Source organism: Mucilaginibacter sp. CSA2-8R (assembly GCF_038806765.1).
GTDB lineage: Bacteria > Bacteroidota > Bacteroidia > Sphingobacteriales > Sphingobacteriaceae > Mucilaginibacter.
On record NZ_CP152389.1, the window covers coordinates 5,101,501 to 5,125,199 of the forward strand.

Below are 23,699 nucleotides of genomic sequence, written 5' to 3' on the forward strand. Positions count from 1 at the left end.
GGCTTTTGTGATAGTTAATTAATAAACAATGGTTGTAGGTGTACTGTAGTGCTTAATAACTTACCAGTTTTACCGGCCCCAGCAAACCTGATGGCATCGGTTTCCAGTTGGAGGCATCAAACGGTTTGTAGTCGATATTCACAAAATTGATTTCGTGGTATTTGCGCCATTCAATTTTGTGCTGGTCCATGTACCTGATGCGGTTGGCCATCAGGTTATCAACCTCTACCTTAATGGTGTTGTTGCCTGCTTTGAGGAAACTGCCTACGCGGGCTTTAAAAGGGATGCTCCATAAAATACCTACTTCTTTACCGTTAATCCATACCCGGGCACTTTCATCAACCTGACCTAGGTCGAGCACATATTCGCCCGCCTTTTTAGCCGGTAAATTAAACGTGCTTGTATAAACACCCGTCCCGGAAAAGTTTACCGCAGTAGTATCGCCTAAATCAGTCCAGGAAGTAAGTTTAGGCAACTTTTTAGCGGCAGGTAATACCGGCCCACCCTGGGTAAACTCCAGCTTCCAGGGGTTATCCAGCTTTACTTCGCCGGTTGGTTTATCCAAATAGCGCCATTTAGGTAAAGCCGCTTTGGCCTGTTGCCCGGCCATCAGTATTAAGGCTTCGCCCGATTGCAACTGCACCCTTACCATGCTTTGGTTTTGCCCTGCGGTTACCGGAGCGGTACCGTAGGATCCGGTTTGCGGGTCCATGATGGTTACCGAAGCGTAATTGCCGTTAAGCGGTAAGCGAGTATCAATAGATTTAGCGGTGTGGTTAACCAGATAGTAATATTTGCTACCATTAACATCCCGGCGGATAAACTGCAAACCGGTTTCCACCAGCTTTTCGCCCCTTACCGATGCCATTGTCAGGGCATCTTCCAGATTATCCGACAACAATACTTTACCGCTGCCCACAGTGGCTTGCTTTACACCGTTACCCGCATTGTTAAATTTTAATGCAGTGAGTATTTGTTTGAGCTGAGCTCTGCGCCCCTGCACATTAGCCAAACCGGGTACATCTTCGGGCAGTTTCTGGAAAACCACGGTAGCACCCTGCCCTGCAATTTTTAATATCTGCTGCAGCGTTTCTACCGGCATCATGGTGCACTCGGGTACTACCAATACTTTATAACTGGCGTTAGCGCTGGTTTTTATACCGACGCCACTGCCTGTGCTTTTAGATAACGCCAGGTCGGATACAAAATCTAAACTGTAACCTTCTTTTTGCAGACCAACCGCATTTTTGTAAAACGGTGTAGGTATCAGCCATTCTTTAATATCGTGTATGGCTAAAGGCATATCCATACCTTTGGGATGATTCCAGGCATCGTATATAGGCCAGTACATCAGTATTTCGTTATCGGCACGGCCGGATTGTAATACCGACTGGCAACGGGTGATGTAGCCGTTAAGCCCTGTGGCATGGCTCCATAAGCTATTATCGGGTACCATATTCATGGAGGCATAAAACAGCCAGCCCGGAAACTTCACATCCTCCGGCGAGTAGGTAGTACCATGATAAAACACATGGTTTACGCCCGATAAAAATATCTGTTCTACTTCGGGCTTACATTGCGAATACGAGGTTTTAAAATGCTCGGTAAGCCAGGTAAACGTTTCGGACGAGATGAGCGGCTTGCTGTTCACATGCCCGGCCGAAGAGGCAAACTTGAGCATAATAGGATTGGGGTCCACGTTACGCACATCAGCGCTATCGCGGCGCAGGCCCGGAATAGGAAATTTGCTGGAGCCAAAGGTTTCGCACTCGGGTATATCAACCGTGCCATATAAATCCAGCAAGTTACCCGGCGAACCGTGCGACTGGTTTTTAGTAATACTTTTTAAACCATGCGCCCAGTTGGTCCAGTTTTGAGTAAAGTTATGGAGCAGCATATTGCTCATAGTTTCGCGGTAGTCCGACTTTACCCGGCCTACGCTTTCATTATCATCATTGCTCATCAGTTCGCGCAAGTGCATGCGCAAATCGTAACCGTGATCTTTTTGGAAAGCTTCAAACAAAGTGGGCGACCAGCTGGCACCATATACTTCATAACTATCGTTAAAATAAGCACGTACTGCGGGTTTCCCGCCTTTATAGGCATCCGTAAAGCGGGCCAAGTAAACATCGGTAGCCTTTTTCGACAGGTGGTCGAGTGTATAACCCTCGCCGCCCGGCGCAGCGCGTTTAACTTTTTGCAAGGTTTTGCCCACAAAGGCAGCGTAAATTTCGGTTTTGGTTTTAACCGGCGCCATGTTAAAATTACCGTTGGCATCAACCTTATCCATCACATTGGTCGCGTTACCTTTATCATCATAGGCTACCAAAGCCTGTAATACCGCCACGTCACGCTGCTTGGGGTCGGTTACCCGGATCGCTTCTTTTACAATTTCGCCGGGGTTGAGTTTATAAGTTTGGATGATGAGCTTGCTGGCAGCATCGGCCGTTTTAATTTGCGGGCCGCCAAAAGGCCAGCCGGTACCGGTGTTCATATCCACGCCCATGCCTAACTGTGCTGCAGTAACCGTAGTATAGTTAAGCATATCCATCCATTTGGGCGAGAGGAAATCGATATACCTGTTTTCATATCCTATGGCTCCATAAATAGGTGTTACTTCAACACCGCCAAAACCAGCTTGCTGATATTCCCCCAGCAGCATGCCTATATTTTTCTGGTCAACGGCATTGCCCATCCACCACCAGCGGGTCCAGGGGCGGGTTTCCTTTTTTACAGCGGGCCAAACGGAGGGCTGTTTGGTTTGCGCAATGCCCGATGTAGCAACGGCGCAAAAGGTAGTGATATATAAAAAACGCTTTAACAACATGGTTTTAAATTTTAGTGATGGTAATTAATCCATGTGAAAAACTTCGACCAGCGGCTTGCTTACCGGCGAGTTATCCGCGTTGGTTTCCATAATATCGGCCATGTAAGCCCACCATTTTTGTACTACTTCGGTGCTGCCCAAATCCTGTGATGACTGGCCGGATTGCAGCTGTACGCCAAAAAGGGTATTGGTTTCTTCGTCTAAAAAAATAGTATAATCACTGATGCCGTTGGCTTTAAGCAATGCAGCCAGTTCGGGCCATATTTCATTGTGACGTTTTGTATACTCATTTTTAAAGCCTTCTTTCAGCTTCATTTTAAAAGCTACCTTTTGCATATTCGTCTCATTTATCAATAAGCAGCTTGGTTTGCACTGCTGTACTGTATTATCAATTAAAATAATTCGTCTTTTACCGGGCGGGTAAAGTTTTGTTGATTTTTACCTGCTTGCTCCAACAAGCCAAAGTAAAAGTATAAGGTACGTTTAGTGGTGCCGTTGATATGATTAGCCTCACTCTGCGGACCTAATTTAGCGGTATTGCCATCAATTTTTAAAGCCAGCTTGGTACCCTCGGCCGGTATAGCATCCAAAAATGATAAATTACCCGATGGCAAACCCGGAAAAGGCTTAACGCCAGATAAACCATAAAAATCGAACAGGCGCACATACAGGTCAGGCTCTTTAGCAGCCATCAAAAACTTACCTTCAACCGTATTCAGTTCCATCCAGGTTACATTGGCAAAATACCCTTTAAACTCCGGGAATATCCAGGGTGCGCTACCCGTCTGGGTGTTATTGTAAGGGTTAATCCATACATCATCGGCCACGCCCTGCAACCGGTTTTTCCAAACACGATAAGGGCCTTTGCCTAACCATTTAGCACCTAACACATAGTTTTCGGGGTAGGTAAAAGTAATACCTGCATAAGGGTAATCGCCTTGCAGGGCATATTCATAATCGAGGCTAATCCAGCCGCTGCCAAACATTTTCCAGCGGGCGTATTTCATATCGCCGGTATAGCTAATCTCTACCACCTCGCCGTCGGCTTCCTGCCGGTGCTTGATGTCTTTAAATGTGGCGTTGCCGCTAACCAGCGCCGGTCCGCCACCAAACGAGACAGGGTCGCCTGCATAACCAATCAGGTTAATAATCTGTCCATTCCTTTTGTTGAAGGTTAAAGCAATGGCACCGGCTTTTAACTGCAAAGTCGAATCTGTTTCGGCAACCTGCACCGGGCTTTTGCCGGTCAGGTTCATTACGTTATTCAGCAAACGGTCGTTGCTGTTTTTCCAAACCCAGCGGTAAAGCTGGTTTTTAAACGGATCATAAGCCGATAAAGCCAGCGCATCGTAGCTTTTCCAGTCGGCAGGTAAATTTAATGCGAGGTTACCTGTAGCCAGCGGGGCTACCGACGGGCCTGTGAACGAGCCTTTCTTTTTAATGATATAGCTTCCATCTTGTTCATTAGGCTTGCGGTAATCAATCAGTTCCCAATTAAATGTGCATTGGTTTAGGTTGGTAAAATGGAATCGGTTTTCGACCGGAATACCGCTATTAAAATCAGCAGGTAACGTTTTAAGGGTGATGTGTACCGGCGAGAAAATTTCGCGCATGGCATAAAAGCTGCCCTCCTTTTCGCGGTGCGGACCTAAAACACCATCAGGTGCGTTTACGCCGTTTACATCAATCATATTGTTGTGATCGGTGCGCACAATACCTTCATCAACCAAAGCCCAGATAAAGCCGCCGCCGCTGCGTTTCGATTTCCAATGCAGTTCCCAAAAATCGGACAGGCCTGTGGCACCGCCGCCGTCATCCTGCGCATGCAAAAACTCGGTAGGCATGTAAATATTGGTATCAGCCAATATGCTTTTGGTACTGTAATAATCTTCGTAGTGGTTACAATCAATGCCGTTAAAGGCATTACCCGGACGATGGTGCGGATGGATTACCGTACGCTTAGAAAAATCATACTGCGTAAAATATTGGTCCAGTTCTTTATTGGTACCGCCCTCGTTACCGTTATCCCAAAAAATGATAGAAGGGTGGTTTACATCGCGCAGCACCATTTCTTTTACCAGCTTTTTACCGGCAGCTGTGCTGTAAGCTTTTTGCCAGCCGGCCAGTTCATCTAACACATAAAGCCCTAATGAATCGCATATTTCCAGAAACTTTTTATCGGGCGGATAATGTGACATGCGCACGGCATTCATATTCATTTCCTTCATCAGCTTTACATCCAACAGCTGTATATCGTCATTAAGCGTACGTCCGGTTTCGGGCCACCAGCTGTGGCGGTTTATACCCTTCATTTTGATGTTTACACCGTTGAGGTAAATCCCATCGCCTTTACGCACTTCGATGGTACGAAAACCAAACTTTTCGGACGTTTGATATACGGTAGTAGCCCCTGCTTTTAAGGCTACATTAACTTTATAAAGATTAGGCGTTTCTGAAGTCCATAACTGTGGGTTGCTTACCTTGGTTACCAGGTTTACCACGCTGTCGGCCGGGCGCACATTAGCGGTGGTACGGTTAACTACTTTACCTTTGGCATCGGTAATTTCGGTAACCAATTGCAGGTTTTGCTTAACATGCTCCGGGCGTACCTGCATTTTAAAACTACCATCGGCTTTGGCATCAATAGCCAGGTGACTGATGTGCTGTTTAGGATAAGCCGCTAAATAAACCGGGCGAAAAATACCCCCGAATACCCAATAGTCGGCCAAACGTTCGGCATTGTTTACCGATGCATCGGCAGACATTTTACTAACCCGCGCTTCGAGCAAGTTATTGCTGCCAAATTTCAGCTTATCGTTGATATTGTATTTAAACTCGTAAAAAGCTCCCTGGTGTTTGTCGCCGGCCGATTTGCCATTGATTTTCACTTCGGTATCGGTCATGGAGCCTTCAAAAACCAAATAAACATCCATGTCTTTCCAAGCTTGCGGTACCTGAAAATTTAATTTATAAATACCCTGTTCGTCGGCAAAGCGGAAGTTTTTGCCGTAGGTTTTGTAATCACGACCGTAATTATAGTTGCCAAAACCTTGCTGTTCCCAGCAAGACGGAACTGCTATTTTAGTCCAGTAACCGCTTTTGCGGCCACCAGTACAATAAAAATCCCATAACACATTGGTGCGGTTATCTTTACCCGACAGGTATTTAATTTGCCGCATGCCCGGTGCGGGCGCAGCCTCGGCGCGTAAAAACATTGCCGACAACAGGAATGCCAAAAATAATTTTAAGTGTGCAGGCAAAGAGTAATTGTTAATCATCATAGGCTATTGGTTCAAGAGCCGCCGTGTGGTGTTAACACCATTCGCTTTTGCTCTTTTTCACATTGTACTTTTTTATCCGTTTACTACCGTTGTAATATCCGTCGTTTTTTGATTGAACCCGGACGACGGATGCAAAATGGATTAAAGTATCATGTGTTTATTTGACTATAAGTTTTATAATCGGTTTTGGAGCACAATGTACCTACTCGGGCAAATTCATCTATCCTGAACCGTCATGTTTTACCTGTAACATTTTTATACAATATTTGCATCCAGGCGGGCATGATGCATCAGGATAGTTACATTGAAAGGGTTGATTAGGTTCGGGCTAACAACAACATTATAGCTTCATTTAAAAAGAAAAAAACTAACCGCTGCTAACCAATTATCTTTGAAAACCAAATATCCGCAATGAGTAGTCTATATTTATTTAGCTTGAAAGCATCCATTTTGTTGGGAATGGCCAACTTGTTTAACGGCAGCTATACCAGCAAGTCGCATCAGCCTTTAAGCGATACTGTGATAAATGCCGAAGGCAACCCCATAATCAAACATAAATACACGGCCGACCCGGGTGCCATGGTGTATAAAGGCAAAGTTTACCTATATACCGGACACGATGAAGCACCTAAAGCACAGGCCCGTTACGTAATGCACGACTGGCTGTGCTTTTCATCGCCAGACATGGTAACCTGGACCGAACACTCTATTCCGTTAAAGGTGACCGACTTTGCTTGGGCTAAGGATGATGCCTGGGCATCACAGGTAATTGAGCGTAATGGTAAATTTTACTGGTACGTGGCTATTGAGCATAAAACCATACATGGCAAGGCTATTGGCGTAGCGGTGGCCGATAGCCCGATAGGCCCGTTTAAAGATGCCCGTGGTTCGGCTATCATTACCAATGACATGACCACCGAAGCTAAAATTAGCTGGGATGATATTGACCCATCAGTATTTATTGACGACGACGGACAAGCTTATCTGTTTTGGGGCAATACCACCGCCCATTATGCCAAATTAAAAAGCAACATGATTGAGCTGGACGGCCCTATAAAAACCGTCAAAGGCTTGCCGCGCTACACCGAAGCCCCATGGATACACAAACGTAACGGCTGGTATTACCTTTCATACGCCAGCGAATTTCCGGAGAAGATTTGTTACGCCATGAGCCGAAACATCAATGGTCCCTGGCAGTATAAAGGCATTATTAACGAGATTGCCGGCAACTCTAACACCAATCACCAGGCCATCATCAATTTTAAAGGCAAAGATTATTTTATTTACCATAACGGCGCGCTAACGCCCGATGCCGGAAGCTACCACCGTTCGGTATGCATTGATTATTTGTATTACAATCCGGATGGTACTATTAAACGGGTAATGATGACTACCGAAGGGGTTAAGAAAGTGAAGTAATAAACGTTATAAAAGCGATGAAGAAATTCCTTATTTGCGCCTTTTTGCTTTGTATCAGTTACTATGTATTTGCACAGCCTAATTGGTATAACATACGCAGCTATGGCGCCAAAGGCGACAGTCAAACTATTGATACGCGAGCAATTAACAATGCCATTGATGCAGCAGCGGCGGCAGGTGGAGGTACGGTATACTTTCCGGCGGGTAATTATCTCAGCACATCCATCCATTTAAAAAGCAAAATTACATTGCGGTTAGAGCAGGGCTGTACACTGATTGCGGCCGACAGTGGCCTGGATGAACCCGAACCGAACCCCGCCGGCTTTAACTACCAGGACTTTGGCCATAGCCACTGGCATAACAGTTTAATATGGGGCGAAAACCTAGAAGATGTATCGATTATTGGCCCAGGTAAAATTTGGGGTCGCGGCCTTACCCGCAACGACCGGCCCAAACCAACGCAGGGAAATAAAGCCATTGCCCTGAAACTTTGCCGCAACGTAATGCTCAAAGATTTTTCGTTACTATATGGCGGGCATTTTGGCTTGTTGGCTACCGGGGTTGACCACCTGACAATTGACAACGTCATGATGGATACCAACCGCGACGGCATGGATATTGATGGCTGCCAAAACGTACGTGTAGCCAACTGCGCCATAAACTCGCCCTGGGATGATGGTATTTGTTTAAAAAGCTCGTACGCTTTGGGCTATGCCCGCCCTTGCGAAAACATTACCATTACCAACTGTAATGTGAGCGGGTTTGACCGCGGCACATTCGCCAACGGTACCTATCAACGCAAAGAAGCACACCTGGTGCCCGACCACGAAGGCCCTACCGGCCGAATTAAGTTTGGTACCGAATCTAACGGCGGATTTAAGAACATAGCCATCAGCAACTGCACGTTTCAGTTTTGCCGTGGGTTGGCTTTAGAAACCGTAGATGGCGGTGTTTTAGAAGATGTTACTATAAGCAACATTACAATGCGGGATATTGGCAACTCACCTATCTTTTTACGATTAGGTGCCCGCATGCGTGGTCCGGCCAATGTTCCGGTAGGCAGTTTAAAGCGCATTATTATCAGTAATCTGATGGTATACAACGCCGACTCGCATTTCTCTTCACTAATTTCGGGCATACCCGGTCATGATATTGAGGATGTACAACTCAACAACATCCGGATTTACTATCGCCCTATTGACTCGGCCGTCAGTAAAATTCAACAAGTAGTTCCCGAAAACGAGAAGCAATATCCAGAACCCGAAAAGTTTGGTATACTACCAGCTTATGGCTTTTTTATTCGCCACGCCAAAAACATCAAACTCAACAATATTGAAGTTAGCTATATAGGCGCTGAAACCCGTATACCAATTTTATTAGATGACGTTAAAGGCGTTACCCTAAACCAAGTAAAAGCGCAAGTTCCAGCCGGGCAGCCTATGTACAAATTGCACCAGGTAAGTGGCTTTGAAATTATACCGGCAAAGTCAGTGAGTAAGAAGTTGATTGTAGTGGAGTAACTATTAAGTAAAATCAATAATAAAAAACACCCTCTTGCTATCTGTTAGCAAGAGGGTGTTTTTTTATATAACCCTGCACAGTAGTCCTTTTAAATACTCTCCTTCGGGAAAAGAAGCGCGTACGGGATGATCCTCGGGTTGACAAAATTGGTAAATAAACTGTACTTGTTTGCCGGCATCCAGGGCGGCCCAGGCCAATACCTGTTTAAAGGTGTCGATATCCATGGCGCCCGAGCAGGAAAACGTTGCCAGCAGACCGCCTTTGTTGAGCAACAGCATAGCAATACGGTTTAAATCTTTGTAAGCCCTTGAAGCACGGTCGAGTGCCGAACGCGATGGGGCATATTTAGGCGGGTCGAGTACAATGATGTCGAACGTTTCGTTTTCTTCTTTAAAGCGACGTAGCTGTTTGTTGACGTCCGACTGTATAGCCCGGTGCTTTCCGGCATCAAGGCCGTTAAGTTCGATGTTCTTTTTCAGGGTATCCATAGCTAATGCCGAACTGTCTACACTGGTTACCGATGCTGCGCCTTGCTGCAGGCTGTTGAGGGTAAAGCCCCCGGTATAACAAAAGCAGTCCAGTACCTTTTTGCCTGCTGTATGGTTGGCCAGGATGTGGCGGTTATTGCGCTGGTCGCAGTAAAAACCTGATTTTTGCCCCTCGGCAATGTTGATGCCGTAGGTTAAGCCATTCTCTTTAACCTCAACCAACTCAGGCGGCGGACTACCGGCTAAAACTTCATTGGTAGTGTCCAGCCCCTCGTGTGCACGCGAAGAAGCATCGCTCTTATCATAAATGCCCTTAGGTTGCAACAAGCGCTGCAATTCATCAATAATTACACCGATGTTGTTTTGAATGCCTGAAGTAAGAATCTGTAGCGAGAGATAATCAGCATATTTATCTACAATTAATCCTGGCAGGTAATCGGCCTCACTGAAAATGAGGCGGCAGGTATTGGTTTGGCCCGATTGCAGCACAAAATTACGGCTTTCAACAGCAGTAGAAACCTTTTGCCTAAACCAGTCATCATTAATCTCAGTATGCTCATCCCACTCCAGCAAGCGCAACGCTACGCGCGACTGGTCATTGTAAAAGCCGTAGGCCATAAAGCGGCCCTGTGCATCAATCAGTTTAACCACATCTCCATTGGCAGGTTTACCCTTTACACGCTCGATAGCGCCCGAAAACACCCAGGGGTGGCGTTGCAGCACTGCTTTTTCTTTTCCTTTTTTCAGGATCACTTCAACCATAACGGCAAAGATACGCAGCCTTAGCTAATTCACTTTGATTGCAATAGGTTTTTTGCTGATAGAAGAAGTCGTAAGTAACAGTTTTGGGAAAAGGCAGCGCTTTACTTGTCCTGAACACACCGGAAGCCGAGGTGTTCCATCCCGCTGTCCTCTGTACTTTTCATCCGTCGGGCAACCCTGAAACCACTGCAATAACTGTTATTGCACAAAAAAGAGCCGCCGCGTATTACCCGTTTAACAGCCTGGGGCTCCTGCGGATCATAACTACGGTCAGGGCCTTGCGGATTTTTAACCGGACTATGCTGGTAGTAAGTTTCGTTATAATAATCGTGGCACCACTCCCACACGTTGCCGGCCATATCGTAAAGACCGTAGCCGTTGGGTTTAAAAGACTTTACCGGGGCAGCGCGGTAAAATTTGTCGTGTAGGGTGTTTTTGTACGGAAAATTGCCCTCCCAAATATTGGCTTTTGCCAGTCCGGCGGTTACCGGTTCGTTTCCCCATGGATAGATTTTATTGGCTTGCCCGCCGCGGGCGGCCCATTCCCATTCGGCCTCGGTTGGCAGGCGCTTTCCGGCCCATTTACAGTATGCTTGTGCATCATACCACGAAAGTTGTGTTACCGGGTAATTGCCCTTGCCATTAATACTGCTGGCCGGCCCTTGTGGGTGCCGCCAGTTGGCGCCTTTTTGCCAGGTCCACCACTGGCTGTAATCATTCAGGTCTACTTCGGTGGCGGTTGGTTTAAAAACCAACGATGCCGCTACCAGCACACTGTCGGGTGGCTTGGGTGTGCCAGGGGGCAATTGTTTTTTCAGCTCATTCCAATCAGGCTTTTTTTCGGCCGTAGTGATGTAACCGGTAGCCTTTACAAATTCGGCAAACTCTGCATTGGTTACCTCGGTAGCATCCATCCAAAAACCGGTTATGTCTACCTGGTGCTTTGGGTATTCATCGGCCGAAGCTTCGCGGTTATCGCCGCCCATAGCATACGTGCCGCCATTAATCCAAACCATACCGGTATGGCTGGCTAAAGCACCGGCCTGCACATCTTGCGGCTGCTCCAGTTTTACGTTACCAAATCGTGAAGGGATGTTCGACTCACAGCAGATCACTTTTTTAGGAACGGGAGGTTTAGCAATTTTTGCAGCAGTATTGTTCGGTTTGGATGCGCCTGACTGTTGACAAGCCGGAGTAAAAGCTATTGCAATAACACCAAAAGTGAATGCGACACTTTTAAGAAAACTAAATTTATCCGGACTGATCAGCTGCACGAGTGCTAAACTAATTATTTATCATGTTGATAACAATAGCTATTTAATTGCTTAATCACCTTTCATCAAGTTCAACTTTTCAACCGATACCCTAACAATACTTTGATAGACAAAAGCTATACTTGCGTGACTGTATTATCAATTATCTTATTTTACCAATAAATTTGGATAATCAGATATAATACCATCAACACCCAGTTGCTTAAGCACATTTATCTCTTCGGTAGTGTTCACCGTCCAAGGAATAATTTTGACGTTTTGGTTGTGGCAGTCTTTGACCAAGTCGGCATCTACCAGTTTGTAGGCCGGGCTGTAAACATCAGGCGTAAAACCTAATTCTTTGAGGTTATCAGCAAGCGTTCCTTTTTCAACCAAGTAAGATGTTTTTACCTGAGGATATTTTTGATGCAGCACCTGTAATGTGCGTTTATCAAAAGATTGGATAATTACATACGGCGTTATTTTTTTACTTTGAGTAACGGACATCAGCAGGTCTACAAATTTTTCGGGCTCAGGGTTGTAAACGTTGTCGTTTTTGGGGCTGCTTTTTGTTTCGATGTTATAAAAAACCTGGGGCTTTTTGTTACTTTTTAAGCATTGCTGTACGCTGTCAATAACATCGGCCAGTAAGGGGATATGCGCTTTAACTTTTTGCTGCTGGGGAAATTTTTCATACAGTTTAGAACCCACATCAAAGCGCGCTATCTTGGCATAGGGCATTTTATAAATGGCATAACGATGGGCGTCCTCTTTGGGTATCTCTTTACCTTCTGGTGTTAAAGCAAATACAGGGTTTAAAGCATCATCGTGTGACAGCACAACTTTACCATCAGCTGTAATGTGAGTATCCATTTCCAGAGTAGTTACGCCAAGTTTCAGCGCGTTTAGCATAGCGGGAATCGTATTTTCGGGTTGCAGGCCGCGCCCGCCCCGGTGCGCCTCAGTATCAAACGCCGGAAATGCAGGAGACGGAAATTTCGCTTTTTGTGCCATAACACTCGTGGTAGTTAACAAGCCGGCCAATATTAAGTAAGCTGATTTTTTCATTGCAATATAAACGGACTGTTGCCATCCGGTTTAAAGTGAGGTGGTTTTTGTTGGGATACCCCATCGGCAACCGCCTCACTTTGTTCCGAATAGCAACAGGGCTATCAGTTAATCTTTAATATTTAAACGCTCATCTCGCGTTCATACTTGTCGCCAAAACGATCAGTGGCCACCACTTTAACATTTTTAATACCGTTGTCCAGTTGTGCCGCAAAAATATGGTCTGTATTCCTTGGCTCTGGGAAGGTACGCCCAGCCGGCAGTTTATCGCCCAGGTACAGTTTTACCGCCATGGGATCCATGCCCAGCTCATTTTTCAAGATACCTTTATATTTTCCGTCCAGCCAGTATTCAACCTTCCATTGCGGGTCCCAGTTGTAAACGTTGGCTACCAGTTTTTTCTGCTCATCAATATGTAACGATAGCTGGTTGTTTTTATCGCTGTCCATTGATTTGTAATACCATTTCAGCTGGTTGCCCTCAACGCTGTAAACACCGTAACCACGTGGCGTGCCATCTTCGCAAATTGGGCCGGTCCACCAGGCACCGCATACGGTACCATGGTTGTGCTCGTAAATGTTGCCATCTATATGGTTGGCATTGTAATGCGTATGCCCCGACATGATATGCACATTTTTAAACGGCCTTAACAGTTTGTACAAATCTTGGTTGTTTTTTACTTGGTCGTAAACCGGTATGTGCAGACAAATAATGAGCAGGTCATCCTTTTTAACGTACTGCAAATCTTTAGCTAGCCAGTTCAATTGCTCTTCTGTTATATAACCGTCGTACTCACGCTCTTTGCCTAAATAGCGTACATCGTCCATCATTACATAATGTGCACGGCCGCGGTTAAACGAATAGTATGTGGGGCCATACGTCTTCTTGAAAGTACGATCGGAGGTTTCGTCGCCACCCTGGCGGTAATCCATATCATGATTGCCTAAGCCCTGAAAAAACGGAATACCTATTTGTTTAACGGCTGCGTTATAATCGGCAAAAAGCTCCAGATTATCCCAGGCCAAATCGCCCACACCAATGCCATGCAGCAATTCGCCGCTCAGGCCGGCAACCGTTTTCTGCGTATCCGGTACCGATTGCGCCATCATTTTTTCAACGTCCTTTTTGTTGCGTACCTGCGGGTCGGCCCAGACAATAAAGGTGTGTTTGCTGTCATTCTTTTTTAGAGGCACCAGGTTAAAATCAAAGCTACTGCCTTCGCTTAAGCGGCGATAATGTTTAGCCAGATATTGCTCGTGCGGAAATTCATAGCCTGAAGGGATGCTGATAAACACAAACTCAGCTTTGGCATCTGGTGTAAGCTGATAAGTGCCGTCTTTGCCAGTTGGCACAATGCTAAAGCCGTCTGATATCAGCACGTTGGCCAGCGGTTTACTGCCGGCAGTTACCTTACCTGTAACGGTAGCTGCACGTTTGCTGCGGGCAAAAGTATTTCTAAATGTTAAAGTTAAAGCACCCGTTAATACCAGGGAACGTTGTATGAATAATCTGCGGTTCATATGTTTTTAACAAAAAAAGGGTACTGTATAAGATATCTAAGCAGCACCCCACATAACTTGGATTGTAATAATTAATCTTTTATACTCGTTGGTGCAACAGCCGGTGTTGTGCCCGATGATGCCGGGAATTCACCCTCAATTTCGTTAATTGCTGAGGTTTTAGTAAGCTGCACGATAGATTGTGTGCGGGCTTTAACCCACCTGCCTAAACGCGCGTTATAAATACCACCCAGCTTGTAAAAGAAGCCCTGATCTGCCGGGGTAGTGTAAGTGAGGCAAAGTGTATTTGATCCTTGTCTATAATAAGGTTGTGATTGTAGGGTGATTGGATTAACCACATCATAAAAATCTGTGTTAGTTATTTTATAACCTTGTACCGGAGGACCAGCTAAAAACAAATTACCACCGGTGCTTACAAACATTACATCAATCGGTTCGCTATCTTTAGTTACATTGGTACCGTTAAACACGGCCATACCAAACGCGTTACCACTATTGGCAAAAAAACCGCCATTTCGTATTCCAAAGCCATCGCCGTCAGTGGTTGTGTAATTAAATGATCTTATCCAGTTAGATGAAGCCATGCTAGTTGATCCGGAGCCATTGATCATTTTACCTGAACCACCTACATAAAAGAAAGTGCCTTTTTTTGCTGTACCTGATGTTAAATTAAATTTAAAAGTACGGAACGTTGTAGCTGGGGTTACAGAACCACCACCGGTAGCCCAGCCGTTAGCTGGAAAGTTTCCTGGGGTGGATGCGCCTGCGTTATTACAAACTACTACCGAAAACGGTGTTGCCGCAAAATCAATGTCGCGTGTGGCCAGCAATTGTATATATTCATAGTTTCCATCGCTTCCTGATACGTCATTAATGAACCCGCTGATAACAATTGGTGTAAGTGATATGGTAGAGCTAAGCACTTGCGCATCATCTGCCTTGCGCATCCTGATTTGCGGAACCAATCTGCCGTCAGCTGCCTTAGTGTTAAATACTATACCGTAAAAGTTTGCACTCACTGGCAGGGTATTATTTGCAAATACAGCGTTAGGCTCAGTATGTAAGGTAATATTATCAAAGCCGTCATTTACAACTCTATCACCAGCGTACTTATCAGTAGGCTTAGGTATAGGATCAAAACCACCTTTAACTATGGCTACTAACGTGCTTTCATAATTAAGCGGATTAGCAAGGATGTCACTGCTGTTAACCCGGTTAGGAGCTATAGTCTTACCGCTTGCTATTTTAGTAATGGCGCTTGTAGAAATATTTTTAATTTGTAATAGGTTATCAGCCCTGGTTAATATACCGCCAGTCACGGTTACAATTACCGAATCTCCTGACACGTAGTTAGTAGCAGCAGCACCAATAGGTATAGCAATACCCCTCAGTTGCGCCAACCTGCGCTTATCTTGCAGTAATAAATAGCCGGGGGGCAGATTACCTTGCGCATAATCAGATATTACTACACCTGTTATTTTTTCACAACCGTACATGTTTTCTTTCGTCAGGTTAATATCCGATCCCTCATAAAGGTCGCGCAGGTCATAGAGTGAAATGTATGGACTAACTGTAACCGGAATATAATCACTGTCACGCTTACAGCCCATCCAAGCTGTACCTACTACCAACAGTGCGGCAATATAGAGTATTGTCTTTTTCATGTTATTTCGTGATTCAATTATGGTTTTTGCCACCAAACTAATGTATTAATATCATCAGGCCCTTGTGATGCCACAGCATTACTATAACTTGTTGGGCTTGTTGATTGAGATGCTAACGGATAGTTTAACCTGGCAGGCATTCGGCCGCCATTTATTAAACCGGTACCTTTAGGAAGGAAAGGATGCCCTGTTCTACGATATTCAAACCACTGCTGAAAATCGACCAGAAACATGGCATAGTACTTTTGAAGATGGATCGACTCCATTTTGCTGGGTGTGCCTGGTGTGGTGGTGTTTATAGGCAAGCTATTATTCCAATCTATATCAGCATCATTAATGTATTTAACTAAAACAGGGTCTGATGTAGATTTGAAATTATTAGGTAGCCAGTAGTTTAGCGCATCAGCAATACCTTTAGTATAATAGGTTTCGCCTGTACCATTAATCCATCCTTTGGCAGCAGCTTCTGCTAAAATAAAGTCTACCTCTGCACAGTTCATGATAATACCTGTATAAGGATCGGTTTGTAAAGTGACGCCAGCATTTTGGGCATCAGAATAGAAATAGGCTTGCTTAGTTACTAATGAACCAATATCATAACCACTTGGTACACCAACTAAACCAGATGGCCCAGACGCAATACCAAATCGATTATAGTTATTAGTGCCGTATGAGGCTGTAATTCGGGGATCAGACCAGTTAGTTAAATTTCCAAGAAAGAAGTTGGTGATCGCTGGTGTTCTAAAGTCAACCGCCCTTACGTTGATCATAAATGGTGAAGAGTATACCGCCGTACTGCTATTAGTTCCATTCCATAAAATTTTCGCGGTATGGGTATTATCCTCCATGATAGGGTAATTGCCTCTATTGGTATCAGCAATTTCTTTTATTTTGGCGATTACCTGTGCACTCACTTCCGCTTTACCAGACACACGCAGCAATAATCGCAAATATAGAGAGTTGCCAAACCTGCGCCATTTGCTAACGTCGCCCTGGTAAACCGGATCACCAGTTTTAACGATTGCGGTTCCTTCGGCTAACAATTTATTAGCCTCTTCCAGCTTGCTAAACAAATCAAGATAGATGTCTTTCTGTTTATCATAAACCGGTTGCAAATTGCCTTCTTTACCCTGGTTAGCCTGTGAGTAGGGCACATCACCATAAACATCTGTTAATAGTTCAAATACCCAGGCCTGTGTAATTAGCGATATCCCTTTGTAAGACGAATTCAAAGATTCAGGCTGATTGGCAATGGTATAAATATCACGCAGATTGGTTAGTTCAGGGTACCAGGCATTCCAGGTATAATCTGCCCAAGTACGTCTTACGTCATACCTAAAAACTCTACCTTCTGCATCACTCACATCTACCGTAACCTGCATTAGCTCATTATTAAAGCCGCGGTTACGAACCATATTAGCTTGTAAAACGTTTACCAACGCCGGCGCTAACAACTGGTTGGCTGTTGTTTTAGATTTACCTATGGGGTCGGTATTTACTTCGTTAAAATCTTTTTTACAAGAGATTAAAGTAGTGAATGCCAACAGTATTATATAGCTGGTTATCTTATTTAAAAATTTCATAAATTTCTTTTTATATCCCTACAACTAAACGAAATCCGTAACTTCTGGTAGATGGTAACTGGCCAGTTTCAAAGCCCTGAACGATGTCGGTACCGGATAATGTACCAAACTCGGGATCAAACGCCGGCCAGGGCGACCATATGAATAAGTTCCGTCCGTATATGCCCAAACTAAGCCTGTTAATACCAATCTTCCGTACCAATCTGGTGTCGAAATTGTAGGTTAAGTTGGCCTCCCTAAATTTTAAATAATCGGTTTTGAACACACTGCCTTCTGCTTGGTCCGATCCGTAAATTGAGGTATAAAAGCTTTCCAGGTTTGTGGCTATTACATCATTAGGACGATAGGTTCCATCTGAGTTTTGCACCACCCCATTACCAATAATGCCGTTATAGCGTCCGGGTAATGTAACTTTTAGCTTACCTAAAGCTGCCATTCTCGAAAAGGTAAGTGAATGCGCTACCGCACCTAATTGTGCGTCAAACAATCCTGACAAGCTAAAACGCTGATAAGTAAGGGTAGTACCGAAGCTAAACCTGAACTTTGGCGATGTGTTACCTAAATATACCAGCTGGTCGCCGGCTTTGGCATTACCTGAAACAGCATCATAAACAATTTGACCATCAGGAGAACGTACAATAGCTCTTCCATATAAATCACCCATACTGCCGCCAACGTTAGCCACAATTGCAGCGCCACCTAAAGGTCCGGTTCGGAGGACAACTGAACTATCTGCCAGTTCTAAAATCTTGTTGCGATTAGCTGTAAATGTTCCGTTAAGTTGCCAGGTAAACTTTTTAGTTTGAATAGGCGTTCCGGTAACCGCTATTTCAATACCTTTATTTTGAACGTTACCTACGTTAAATACGGCTACGTTATAACCGGTAGCGCGGTCTACCACCCGGCTTAATATCTGATTTTTAGTATTGCCTTTATAAACCGCTAAATCAAAGCTCAGCCGGTTGTTAAACATACGCAGTTCCGTACCTAACTCTATAGAAGTTGTTTTTAAAGGCTTTAAGTTGGGGTTAGGCAATACGTTAGGGTTAGTCATGGCACTATCCGGGTAAATGCCGTTAGATGCAAGCGTGTAATTATAAGCAGTACGGTAAGGCGTAGTACCACCGCTACCTACCTGCGAGATTGATGCCCTAAGTTTCAGGAAGCTAATATCTGTTGGCAACTTCCAAAAATCAGAAGCAATAAAAGATGCGCTTGCTGATGGGTAAAAGAAGCCTACATTGTCGGTTCTTAAAGGCGTTGCTAACGTGCTGTTCCAGTCCTGACGGCCGGTTAAATCTAAATACAGATAATTCTTTACACTAAAAGATACCAAACCATAAAAACTATTTAACCTGTAACGAGCGGTATCAGGAACGGAGATTAGCGGATTAGCGTTATTGTCCAGGCTAAATACCCCCGGTATTACTAAACCGTCGGCCCGAAGCTCTGACTTCTTATACTCATTGCGCATTTCGCTACCACCAATAGATGCGTTCATTTGTATGGATGGCGTTATTTTTTTGTTATATCTTAACAGGAAATCAGCATTGATTTCGTAAGATTTGACATCTTGTACCCGGTAAGATCCCTGCGCAAACTTGTTTCCGGCAGCATCCCAAGGCCGCAGCGTTTCGCGAACATCTTTGTTATAGTCGATAGAGCCACGCACCATCAAACTTAAATCATTGGTTATCTTATAGGTGGCCTGTAAATTTCCAAGAATGCCGTTTCGGCGTTGTTTATTAATATACTGCTCTGAAATAGCATAGGGGGCTTCAGGATTGGTAGTAGTAATATTTACAAACTGTTGATTCTCTTTTCCATTAACCCAATAATCTCTATACCAGTCTGTGTTTACGTTTGGTTGAGCAAACATAAACCAGTACATCAGGGATTGGTTGCCGTAACCGGTGGCGGGCAAATTATCGCTATTCCGGTTGTTGTAAATGGCCTTTACCTGGATATTTAGCTTTTTGCTGACATCGCTATTGGCAGAAAACGAAATATTAGTACGTTTTAAACCTGTATTTGGAGCAATCCAGTTATCATCTCCGTGGCTGGCCGAAAAACGCATACCTACGTTTTTTAAACCACCATCTATACTGATAGAGTTTAAAGTTTCGAAACCGGTTTTAAAAAAAGATTTAACCGGGTTTTCATAAGCTACCCATGGTGTTCTGGTTAGCCCTCTTGTTTTGGTAGCAGGATCATACTGATAAAAGCTTGTACCACGGTTAAAAGGTGCTCCCCAGCTTGCACTTGTTGCATTAGTGCTTGCACCATCATCCGTTGCTCCGTAAGAGAAGTAATTTACCCCATTTTGGCCCTGACCATAGTCGCTTTGAATGTCCGGGCTTTTATTTACCGACTCCCAAGTATTATTAGACGTAAGGGTTATGCTCAGCTTCTTTTTGGCTTTTCCGGATTTGGTAGTAATAATGATGGCTCCGTTTGCCCCGCGCTGGCCGTAAAGTGCCGATGCTCCCGGCCCCTTTAATACAGTTACACTTTCAATATCATCGGGATTCAAGTCATTTAAGGCTGAACCAAAATCTGCGGGCATAACATCTCCTGATGTTCCATATACACCCCCGGATGAGGCGGCCGTTCTTCTGGACGAGCTACTGGCTACCACACCATCAATTACGATTAAAGCTTCGTTGTCACCGGTCAGGTTGTTTTCACCACGTAGAATAATTTTGTTTGATCCGGCAGGGCCACTGTTTCTTACTAGGTTTAAGCCAGCTACTTTTCCGGATAAGGCATCGGTCCAGTTACTGGCAGGGGCTCTGGTAAACGCTGAGGTATCGAGCTTTGATGCAGAATATCCTAAAGCACGCTCTTCTCTTTTGATACCTAAAGCGGTAACAACAACTTCGTTTAATTGGCTCGATCCACGCTTTAAGCGAATAACAACTTTGCTTTGATTAGCATTGAAAGTACGCGTTTCTGAGGTGTAACCAATATAGCCAATTTGTATTTCGCTGCCGGCAGGTATGGTTGCCGTAAACGCACCTTGCGAGTTGGTAATGGTAAGCGAACGTCTTTTACCATTGCTGATGGTAACTCCAATCAGTGGTTCAGAATCGTCGTTATCAATAACAGTACCTTGTACGGTAACAGTGCGTGGCTGCGTTTGTGCCGTTGCCGTGTGGTAACACAATGCTTGAACGGCAAGTGTAATGATGCAAATAAGCAGTGTGTAGGGGTTTTTGCTTAATGACGTTTTGGGGTTTAACCGGTTCTGCTTTGCAGCCTGACCAGATAATTGCCAAAGCCTGCTTATGCCATAAGTAAAGCTTTTGTTCATAAAAGGGATTTTATTGTAGTTACAGTAAGTGTGCCCGGCATTGTTAAATACCGCTGCAAAGGTGGGTATGTGCTGTTAAGCGAAAGTTAAGCACACATCATGCTTGCATTATCACTTTGTCAATAAAAGGCCCTGAAATTGAAAATATGTAAAAATTTAGATACAAGTACAATTATCCCTTCAAAACATTAGCGAAAGCTTTTTATACTTAGGTGGTGTGATTGATATAATAAGAAAGCTTTTTTAATATAATTTTTATAGACAATTAACAATAACCCAGTATTAACTTAACCTGCACAAAAAAATATTCTGCACTTTACTTTTTACCTCACTGATAATTTCGGATTTTCGCGGGCGTTAATTGGGGATATAATCGATATGATGTTTTTGTATAAGTATGTTTTGGCAGGTGTATTTGCTGCTGTGGTAATGTCATCGTGCTCGCACACTTCAAAAAAAGGTGTTGATAAATCGGACAAGCCTTTTGAGCCGCAAAAACTATTAAAATATAACCCTAAGGATGCCGACGAAAAGATTGATGCCTTTATGCAGCAGTTGCATAAAAAAAATGCCTTTAACGGCAATGTACTGGTAGCCAAAAAAGGGAAGATTTTGTACGAAGGCTCGTTTGGCTGGGCTAATCACCTCACCCGCGACAGCCTGAAAATAGAGTCGAAATTTGAACTGGCCTCGGTATCTAAAACCATGACCGGTACAGCTATTATGCAGCTATGGGAAGAAGGCAAAATTAAACTCGACCAGGATGTGCGCGATTTTTACCCTAACTTCCCTTACGCCGGGGTAACCATCCGCTTGCTGCTCACCCACCGCTCGGGTATGATGAACTATGTTTATTTTGTTGACGGTTTGTACCGCTCGCAGCACCTTGACCAGCGAAAAGGAATTACCAACCAGCAGGTAATGGAGCTGATTGCCAAATACAAGCCGGCTCCGTTTAATAAACCTAATGCCCGGTTTTTGTATAACAACTCTAACTATATGGTGCTGGGTTCTATTATTGAAAAAGTTACTGGTGTGCCTTATGCACAGTATGTACAGGAGCACATTTTTAAACCTGCCGGCATGACCCATACTGCCGTATACTCTAAAGCGGTATACGACAAAATTCCGGTTGATGTAGTAGGGCACGACCGTAACAGCTGGCGCTACTCTGTTGCGCAGAATTTTTTAGATGGGCCGGTAGGCGATAAAGGCATTTATAGCACAGTTGGCGATTTGTACCTGTTTGACCAGGCTTTAAAAGCTGGTAGATTAATTAAAGCCAGTACCCAAGACTCAGCCTATACCGCTCATGTTACCCCATTGATACGCGGGCATTTCAGCTACGGGTATGGCTGGCGTATATTTGAAAGTAAAAACGAAAAGGTGGTTTACCATACCGGCTGGTGGCATGGTTTCAGGCATATATTTTTACGTGATTTAAAAAACGATGTGACTATAGTTTTGTTAGGAAACTTAGTGAACGGCAGCTTGCTGCATTTAGACGAATTGTTTAAAATTACCGGGATGCCTGTTGTACGCAAAGGTGCTTACACCGGTACCGGCGAAACGGCAGACGATTAACACCTGGTAATTCATCAGCATAAATTATTCACTTTTAAACCAATTTTTATGTTCGACAAAATATTAGAAGCTCAGCAAAAAGCTGGCGAAATGAAAAAACGCCTGGATGGCATCACTGTAACCGGCGCGGTAGAAGGCGGTAAAATTACCGTAACCGCCAATGCCAACAAAGTGGTGCAGAGCATCGTTATTAGCGATGAGTTTTTAAGAGAAGCTGATAAAGATGAGTTGGAAGAATTACTGGTTACAGCCGTAAACAAAGCGATGGAGCAGGCCGACAATATTAACCAGAGCGAAATGGCTGCCATGACCAAGAATATGTTTGGTGATTTGGGCGGTATGTTTGGACAATAACATACCATAGCCATGTAATAAATCGGTAAAATCAATTTTACCAATAAAGCGTTTAAACAACTATTAATAGTTTTGTTTAAACGCTTTATTTTTTATTTATGAAACTGACTTATTACGGGCACTCTACCGTAGAATTGCAAACCGGCGGCAAAACGCTGTTATTCGATCCGTTTATTACACCGAACGAATTAGCCAAACATATCAATATTAATGAGCTGAAACCCGATTATATCCTGATTTCGCATGGGCACGGCGACCATGTGGCCGATTTACTGCCTATCCAAAAAAACAGTGGCGCTAAAGTAATTTGCATTGCCGAGATTGCTACCTGGTTAGGTAAAAACGGTGTAGAAGATGCACATGGCATGAACATTGGCGGCAGCTACAGTTTTGATTTTGGCCGGGTAAAAATGGTATATGCCCTGCACTCAAGCTCAATGCCCGATGGCAGCTACGGCGGCGTACCAGCAGGCTTTGTAATTTACGCCGAAGGCAAAAAGATTTATTTTGCAGGCGATACAGCTTTAACCTACGACATGAAATTACTGGCTGAAGAAGAACTGGATTGGGCCATTTTACCGATAGGTGATAATTACACCATGGGTATTGATGACGCTGTTAAAGCCAGTGATTTTATTGCTTGTAAAGACATCATCGGTGTGCACTATGATACTTTTCCGGCTATTAAAATTGATAAAGACGAGGCGATGGAAAAATTCATCAAGGCCGGCCTAAATTTAAAGTTGCCGGCTATTGGCGACAGCATTGAGCTAGTGGGTAATTAACAACACACCTACTATATAAACAAACAAGGTCATTGTGTTATACGATGACCTTGTTTGTTTTAAGAAAGATAAAACTACATTTTTGTAGCAGTGGTGTCTTTTTTCACTTTCACTTTCATCTTACCATTTTTCTTTTTCATTTTTTTCTTAACAGTGTCTTGGGCGGCAACATCAGCTTTAGCTGATACGATTGGGCCGTGTGCAAATACAGTTCCGAAAGAGATTGCCGCTAAGGCAACCATACAAATCATTTTTTTCATAGCAAGCTGATTTTAAT

At 44.2% G+C, this 23,699-nt stretch carries 16 protein-coding genes; 5 read left to right on the forward strand and 11 right to left on the reverse strand.

Translation table 11 applies throughout. The annotated features are described in order from the left end of the window. Positions 1 to 52: 52 nt before the first annotated feature. The 3 genes from AAGR14_RS21705 to AAGR14_RS21715 all read right to left on the reverse strand — a co-directional run bounded on the left by AAGR14_RS21705 (position 53) and on the right by AAGR14_RS21715 (position 6,108). Positions 53 to 2,827: a glycosyl hydrolase gene (locus AAGR14_RS21705; RefSeq protein ID WP_342646339.1), complete on the reverse strand. Its 2,775-nt coding sequence runs from the start codon at positions 2,825 to 2,827 to the stop codon at positions 53 to 55. A gap of 24 nt (positions 2,828 to 2,851) precedes the next feature. Next, positions 2,852 to 3,142: an L-rhamnose mutarotase gene (rhaM, locus tag AAGR14_RS21710; protein ID WP_342646340.1), complete on the reverse strand. Its 291-nt coding sequence runs from the start codon at positions 3,140 to 3,142 to the stop codon at positions 2,852 to 2,854. A 77-nt stretch (positions 3,143 to 3,219) separates the two neighbouring features. Next, the gene (locus AAGR14_RS21715; protein WP_342646341.1) at positions 3,220 to 6,108 is read right to left on the reverse strand and encodes a glycoside hydrolase family 2 TIM barrel-domain containing protein; all 2,889 of its coding nucleotides are present in this window, start codon (positions 6,106 to 6,108) and stop codon (positions 3,220 to 3,222) included. 411 nt (positions 6,109 to 6,519) lie between these two features. Between AAGR14_RS21715 and AAGR14_RS21720 the strand changes: the two genes are divergently transcribed. Together AAGR14_RS21720 and AAGR14_RS21725 are read left to right on the forward strand one after the other, a co-directional pair. Beyond that, positions 6,520 to 7,527, forward strand: coding sequence for a glycoside hydrolase family 43 protein (locus tag AAGR14_RS21720; protein WP_342646342.1), 1,008 nt, complete (start codon positions 6,520 to 6,522; stop codon positions 7,525 to 7,527). A 17-nt stretch (positions 7,528 to 7,544) separates the two neighbouring features. Then, entirely contained in the window at positions 7,545 to 9,047 is a 1,503-nt protein-coding gene (locus tag AAGR14_RS21725; protein ID WP_342646343.1) for a glycosyl hydrolase family 28-related protein, read from the forward strand. Between the two features lie 63 nt (positions 9,048 to 9,110). Here the strand turns inward: AAGR14_RS21725 and AAGR14_RS21730 are convergent, their stop codons facing one another. From AAGR14_RS21730 to AAGR14_RS21760, 7 genes are all read right to left on the reverse strand, one after another. Next, positions 9,111 to 10,298 carry a class I SAM-dependent rRNA methyltransferase gene (locus AAGR14_RS21730; protein WP_342646344.1) on the reverse strand — a complete coding sequence of 396 codons (1,188 nt, stop codon included), beginning with the start codon at positions 10,296 to 10,298 and terminating at the stop codon, positions 9,111 to 9,113. A 101-nt stretch (positions 10,299 to 10,399) separates the two neighbouring features. After that, positions 10,400 to 11,572, reverse strand: a complete 1,173-nt coding sequence (locus tag AAGR14_RS21735) for a formylglycine-generating enzyme family protein (protein ID WP_342646345.1) — start codon at positions 11,570 to 11,572, stop codon at positions 10,400 to 10,402. Between the two features lie 147 nt (positions 11,573 to 11,719). Beyond that, a complete protein-coding gene (locus tag AAGR14_RS21740; RefSeq protein ID WP_342646346.1) occupies positions 11,720 to 12,619 on the reverse strand; it encodes a glycerophosphodiester phosphodiesterase family protein in 900 nt (299 codons plus the stop codon). 122 nt (positions 12,620 to 12,741) lie between these two features. Further along, a complete protein-coding gene (locus AAGR14_RS21745) occupies positions 12,742 to 14,139 on the reverse strand; it encodes a calcineurin-like phosphoesterase family protein (RefSeq protein WP_342646347.1) in 1,398 nt (465 codons plus the stop codon). A gap of 71 nt (positions 14,140 to 14,210) precedes the next feature. Next, on the reverse strand, positions 14,211 to 15,803 hold the full coding sequence (locus AAGR14_RS21750) for a DUF5689 domain-containing protein (RefSeq protein ID WP_342646348.1): 1,593 nt from the start codon (positions 15,801 to 15,803) through the stop codon (positions 14,211 to 14,213). Between the two features lie 17 nt (positions 15,804 to 15,820). Next, positions 15,821 to 17,386 carry a SusD/RagB family nutrient-binding outer membrane lipoprotein gene (locus tag AAGR14_RS21755; RefSeq protein ID WP_342646349.1) on the reverse strand — a complete coding sequence of 522 codons (1,566 nt, stop codon included), beginning with the start codon at positions 17,384 to 17,386 and terminating at the stop codon, positions 15,821 to 15,823. A 10-nt stretch (positions 17,387 to 17,396) separates the two neighbouring features. Then, entirely contained in the window at positions 17,397 to 20,699 is a 3,303-nt protein-coding gene (locus AAGR14_RS21760; protein WP_342646350.1) for a SusC/RagA family TonB-linked outer membrane protein, read from the reverse strand. A gap of 381 nt (positions 20,700 to 21,080) precedes the next feature. Here AAGR14_RS21760 and AAGR14_RS21765 point away from each other — a divergent pair, with 381 nt between their 5' ends. From AAGR14_RS21765 to AAGR14_RS21775, 3 genes are all read left to right on the forward strand, one after another. Next, positions 21,081 to 22,283, forward strand: coding sequence for a serine hydrolase (locus AAGR14_RS21765; RefSeq protein WP_342648714.1), 1,203 nt, complete (start codon positions 21,081 to 21,083; stop codon positions 22,281 to 22,283). 48 nt (positions 22,284 to 22,331) lie between these two features. Continuing rightward, the gene (locus tag AAGR14_RS21770) at positions 22,332 to 22,637 is read left to right on the forward strand and encodes a YbaB/EbfC family nucleoid-associated protein (protein ID WP_342646351.1); all 306 of its coding nucleotides are present in this window, start codon (positions 22,332 to 22,334) and stop codon (positions 22,635 to 22,637) included. 98 nt (positions 22,638 to 22,735) lie between these two features. Then, on the forward strand, positions 22,736 to 23,422 hold the full coding sequence (locus AAGR14_RS21775; RefSeq protein ID WP_342646352.1) for a metal-dependent hydrolase: 687 nt from the start codon (positions 22,736 to 22,738) through the stop codon (positions 23,420 to 23,422). A gap of 74 nt (positions 23,423 to 23,496) precedes the next feature. Here AAGR14_RS21775 and AAGR14_RS21780 read toward each other — a convergent pair whose 3' ends face one another. Then, on the reverse strand, positions 23,497 to 23,682 hold the full coding sequence (locus AAGR14_RS21780; RefSeq protein ID WP_342646353.1) for a hypothetical protein: 186 nt from the start codon (positions 23,680 to 23,682) through the stop codon (positions 23,497 to 23,499). Positions 23,683 to 23,699 lie beyond the last annotated feature (17 nt).

Coding starts and splice junctions, on each gene's coding strand:
- AAGR14_RS21705 (WP_342646339.1), bottom strand. CDS start 2,827: ATGTTGTTAAAGCGTTTTTTATATATCACTACCTTTTGCGCCGTTGCT.
- rhaM (WP_342646340.1), bottom strand. CDS start 3,142: ATGAAGCTGAAAGAAGGCTTTAAAAATGAGTATACAAAACGTCACAAT.
- AAGR14_RS21715 (WP_342646341.1), bottom strand. CDS start 6,108: ATGATGATTAACAATTACTCTTTGCCTGCACACTTAAAATTATTTTTG.
- AAGR14_RS21720 (WP_342646342.1), top strand. CDS start 6,520: ATGAGTAGTCTATATTTATTTAGCTTGAAAGCATCCATTTTGTTGGGA.
- AAGR14_RS21725 (WP_342646343.1), top strand. CDS start 7,545: ATGAAGAAATTCCTTATTTGCGCCTTTTTGCTTTGTATCAGTTACTAT.
- AAGR14_RS21730 (WP_342646344.1), bottom strand. CDS start 10,298: ATGGTTGAAGTGATCCTGAAAAAAGGAAAAGAAAAAGCAGTGCTGCAA.
- AAGR14_RS21740 (WP_342646346.1), bottom strand. CDS start 12,619: ATGAAAAAATCAGCTTACTTAATATTGGCCGGCTTGTTAACTACCACG.
- AAGR14_RS21745 (WP_342646347.1), bottom strand. CDS start 14,139: ATGAACCGCAGATTATTCATACAACGTTCCCTGGTATTAACGGGTGCT.
- AAGR14_RS21750 (WP_342646348.1), bottom strand. CDS start 15,803: ATGAAAAAGACAATACTCTATATTGCCGCACTGTTGGTAGTAGGTACA.
- AAGR14_RS21755 (WP_342646349.1), bottom strand. CDS start 17,386: ATGAAATTTTTAAATAAGATAACCAGCTATATAATACTGTTGGCATTC.
- AAGR14_RS21760 (WP_342646350.1), bottom strand. CDS start 20,699: ATGAACAAAAGCTTTACTTATGGCATAAGCAGGCTTTGGCAATTATCT.
- AAGR14_RS21765 (WP_342648714.1), top strand. CDS start 21,081: ATGTTTTTGTATAAGTATGTTTTGGCAGGTGTATTTGCTGCTGTGGTA.
- AAGR14_RS21770 (WP_342646351.1), top strand. CDS start 22,332: ATGTTCGACAAAATATTAGAAGCTCAGCAAAAAGCTGGCGAAATGAAA.
- AAGR14_RS21775 (WP_342646352.1), top strand. CDS start 22,736: ATGAAACTGACTTATTACGGGCACTCTACCGTAGAATTGCAAACCGGC.
- AAGR14_RS21780 (WP_342646353.1), bottom strand. CDS start 23,682: ATGAAAAAAATGATTTGTATGGTTGCCTTAGCGGCAATCTCTTTCGGA.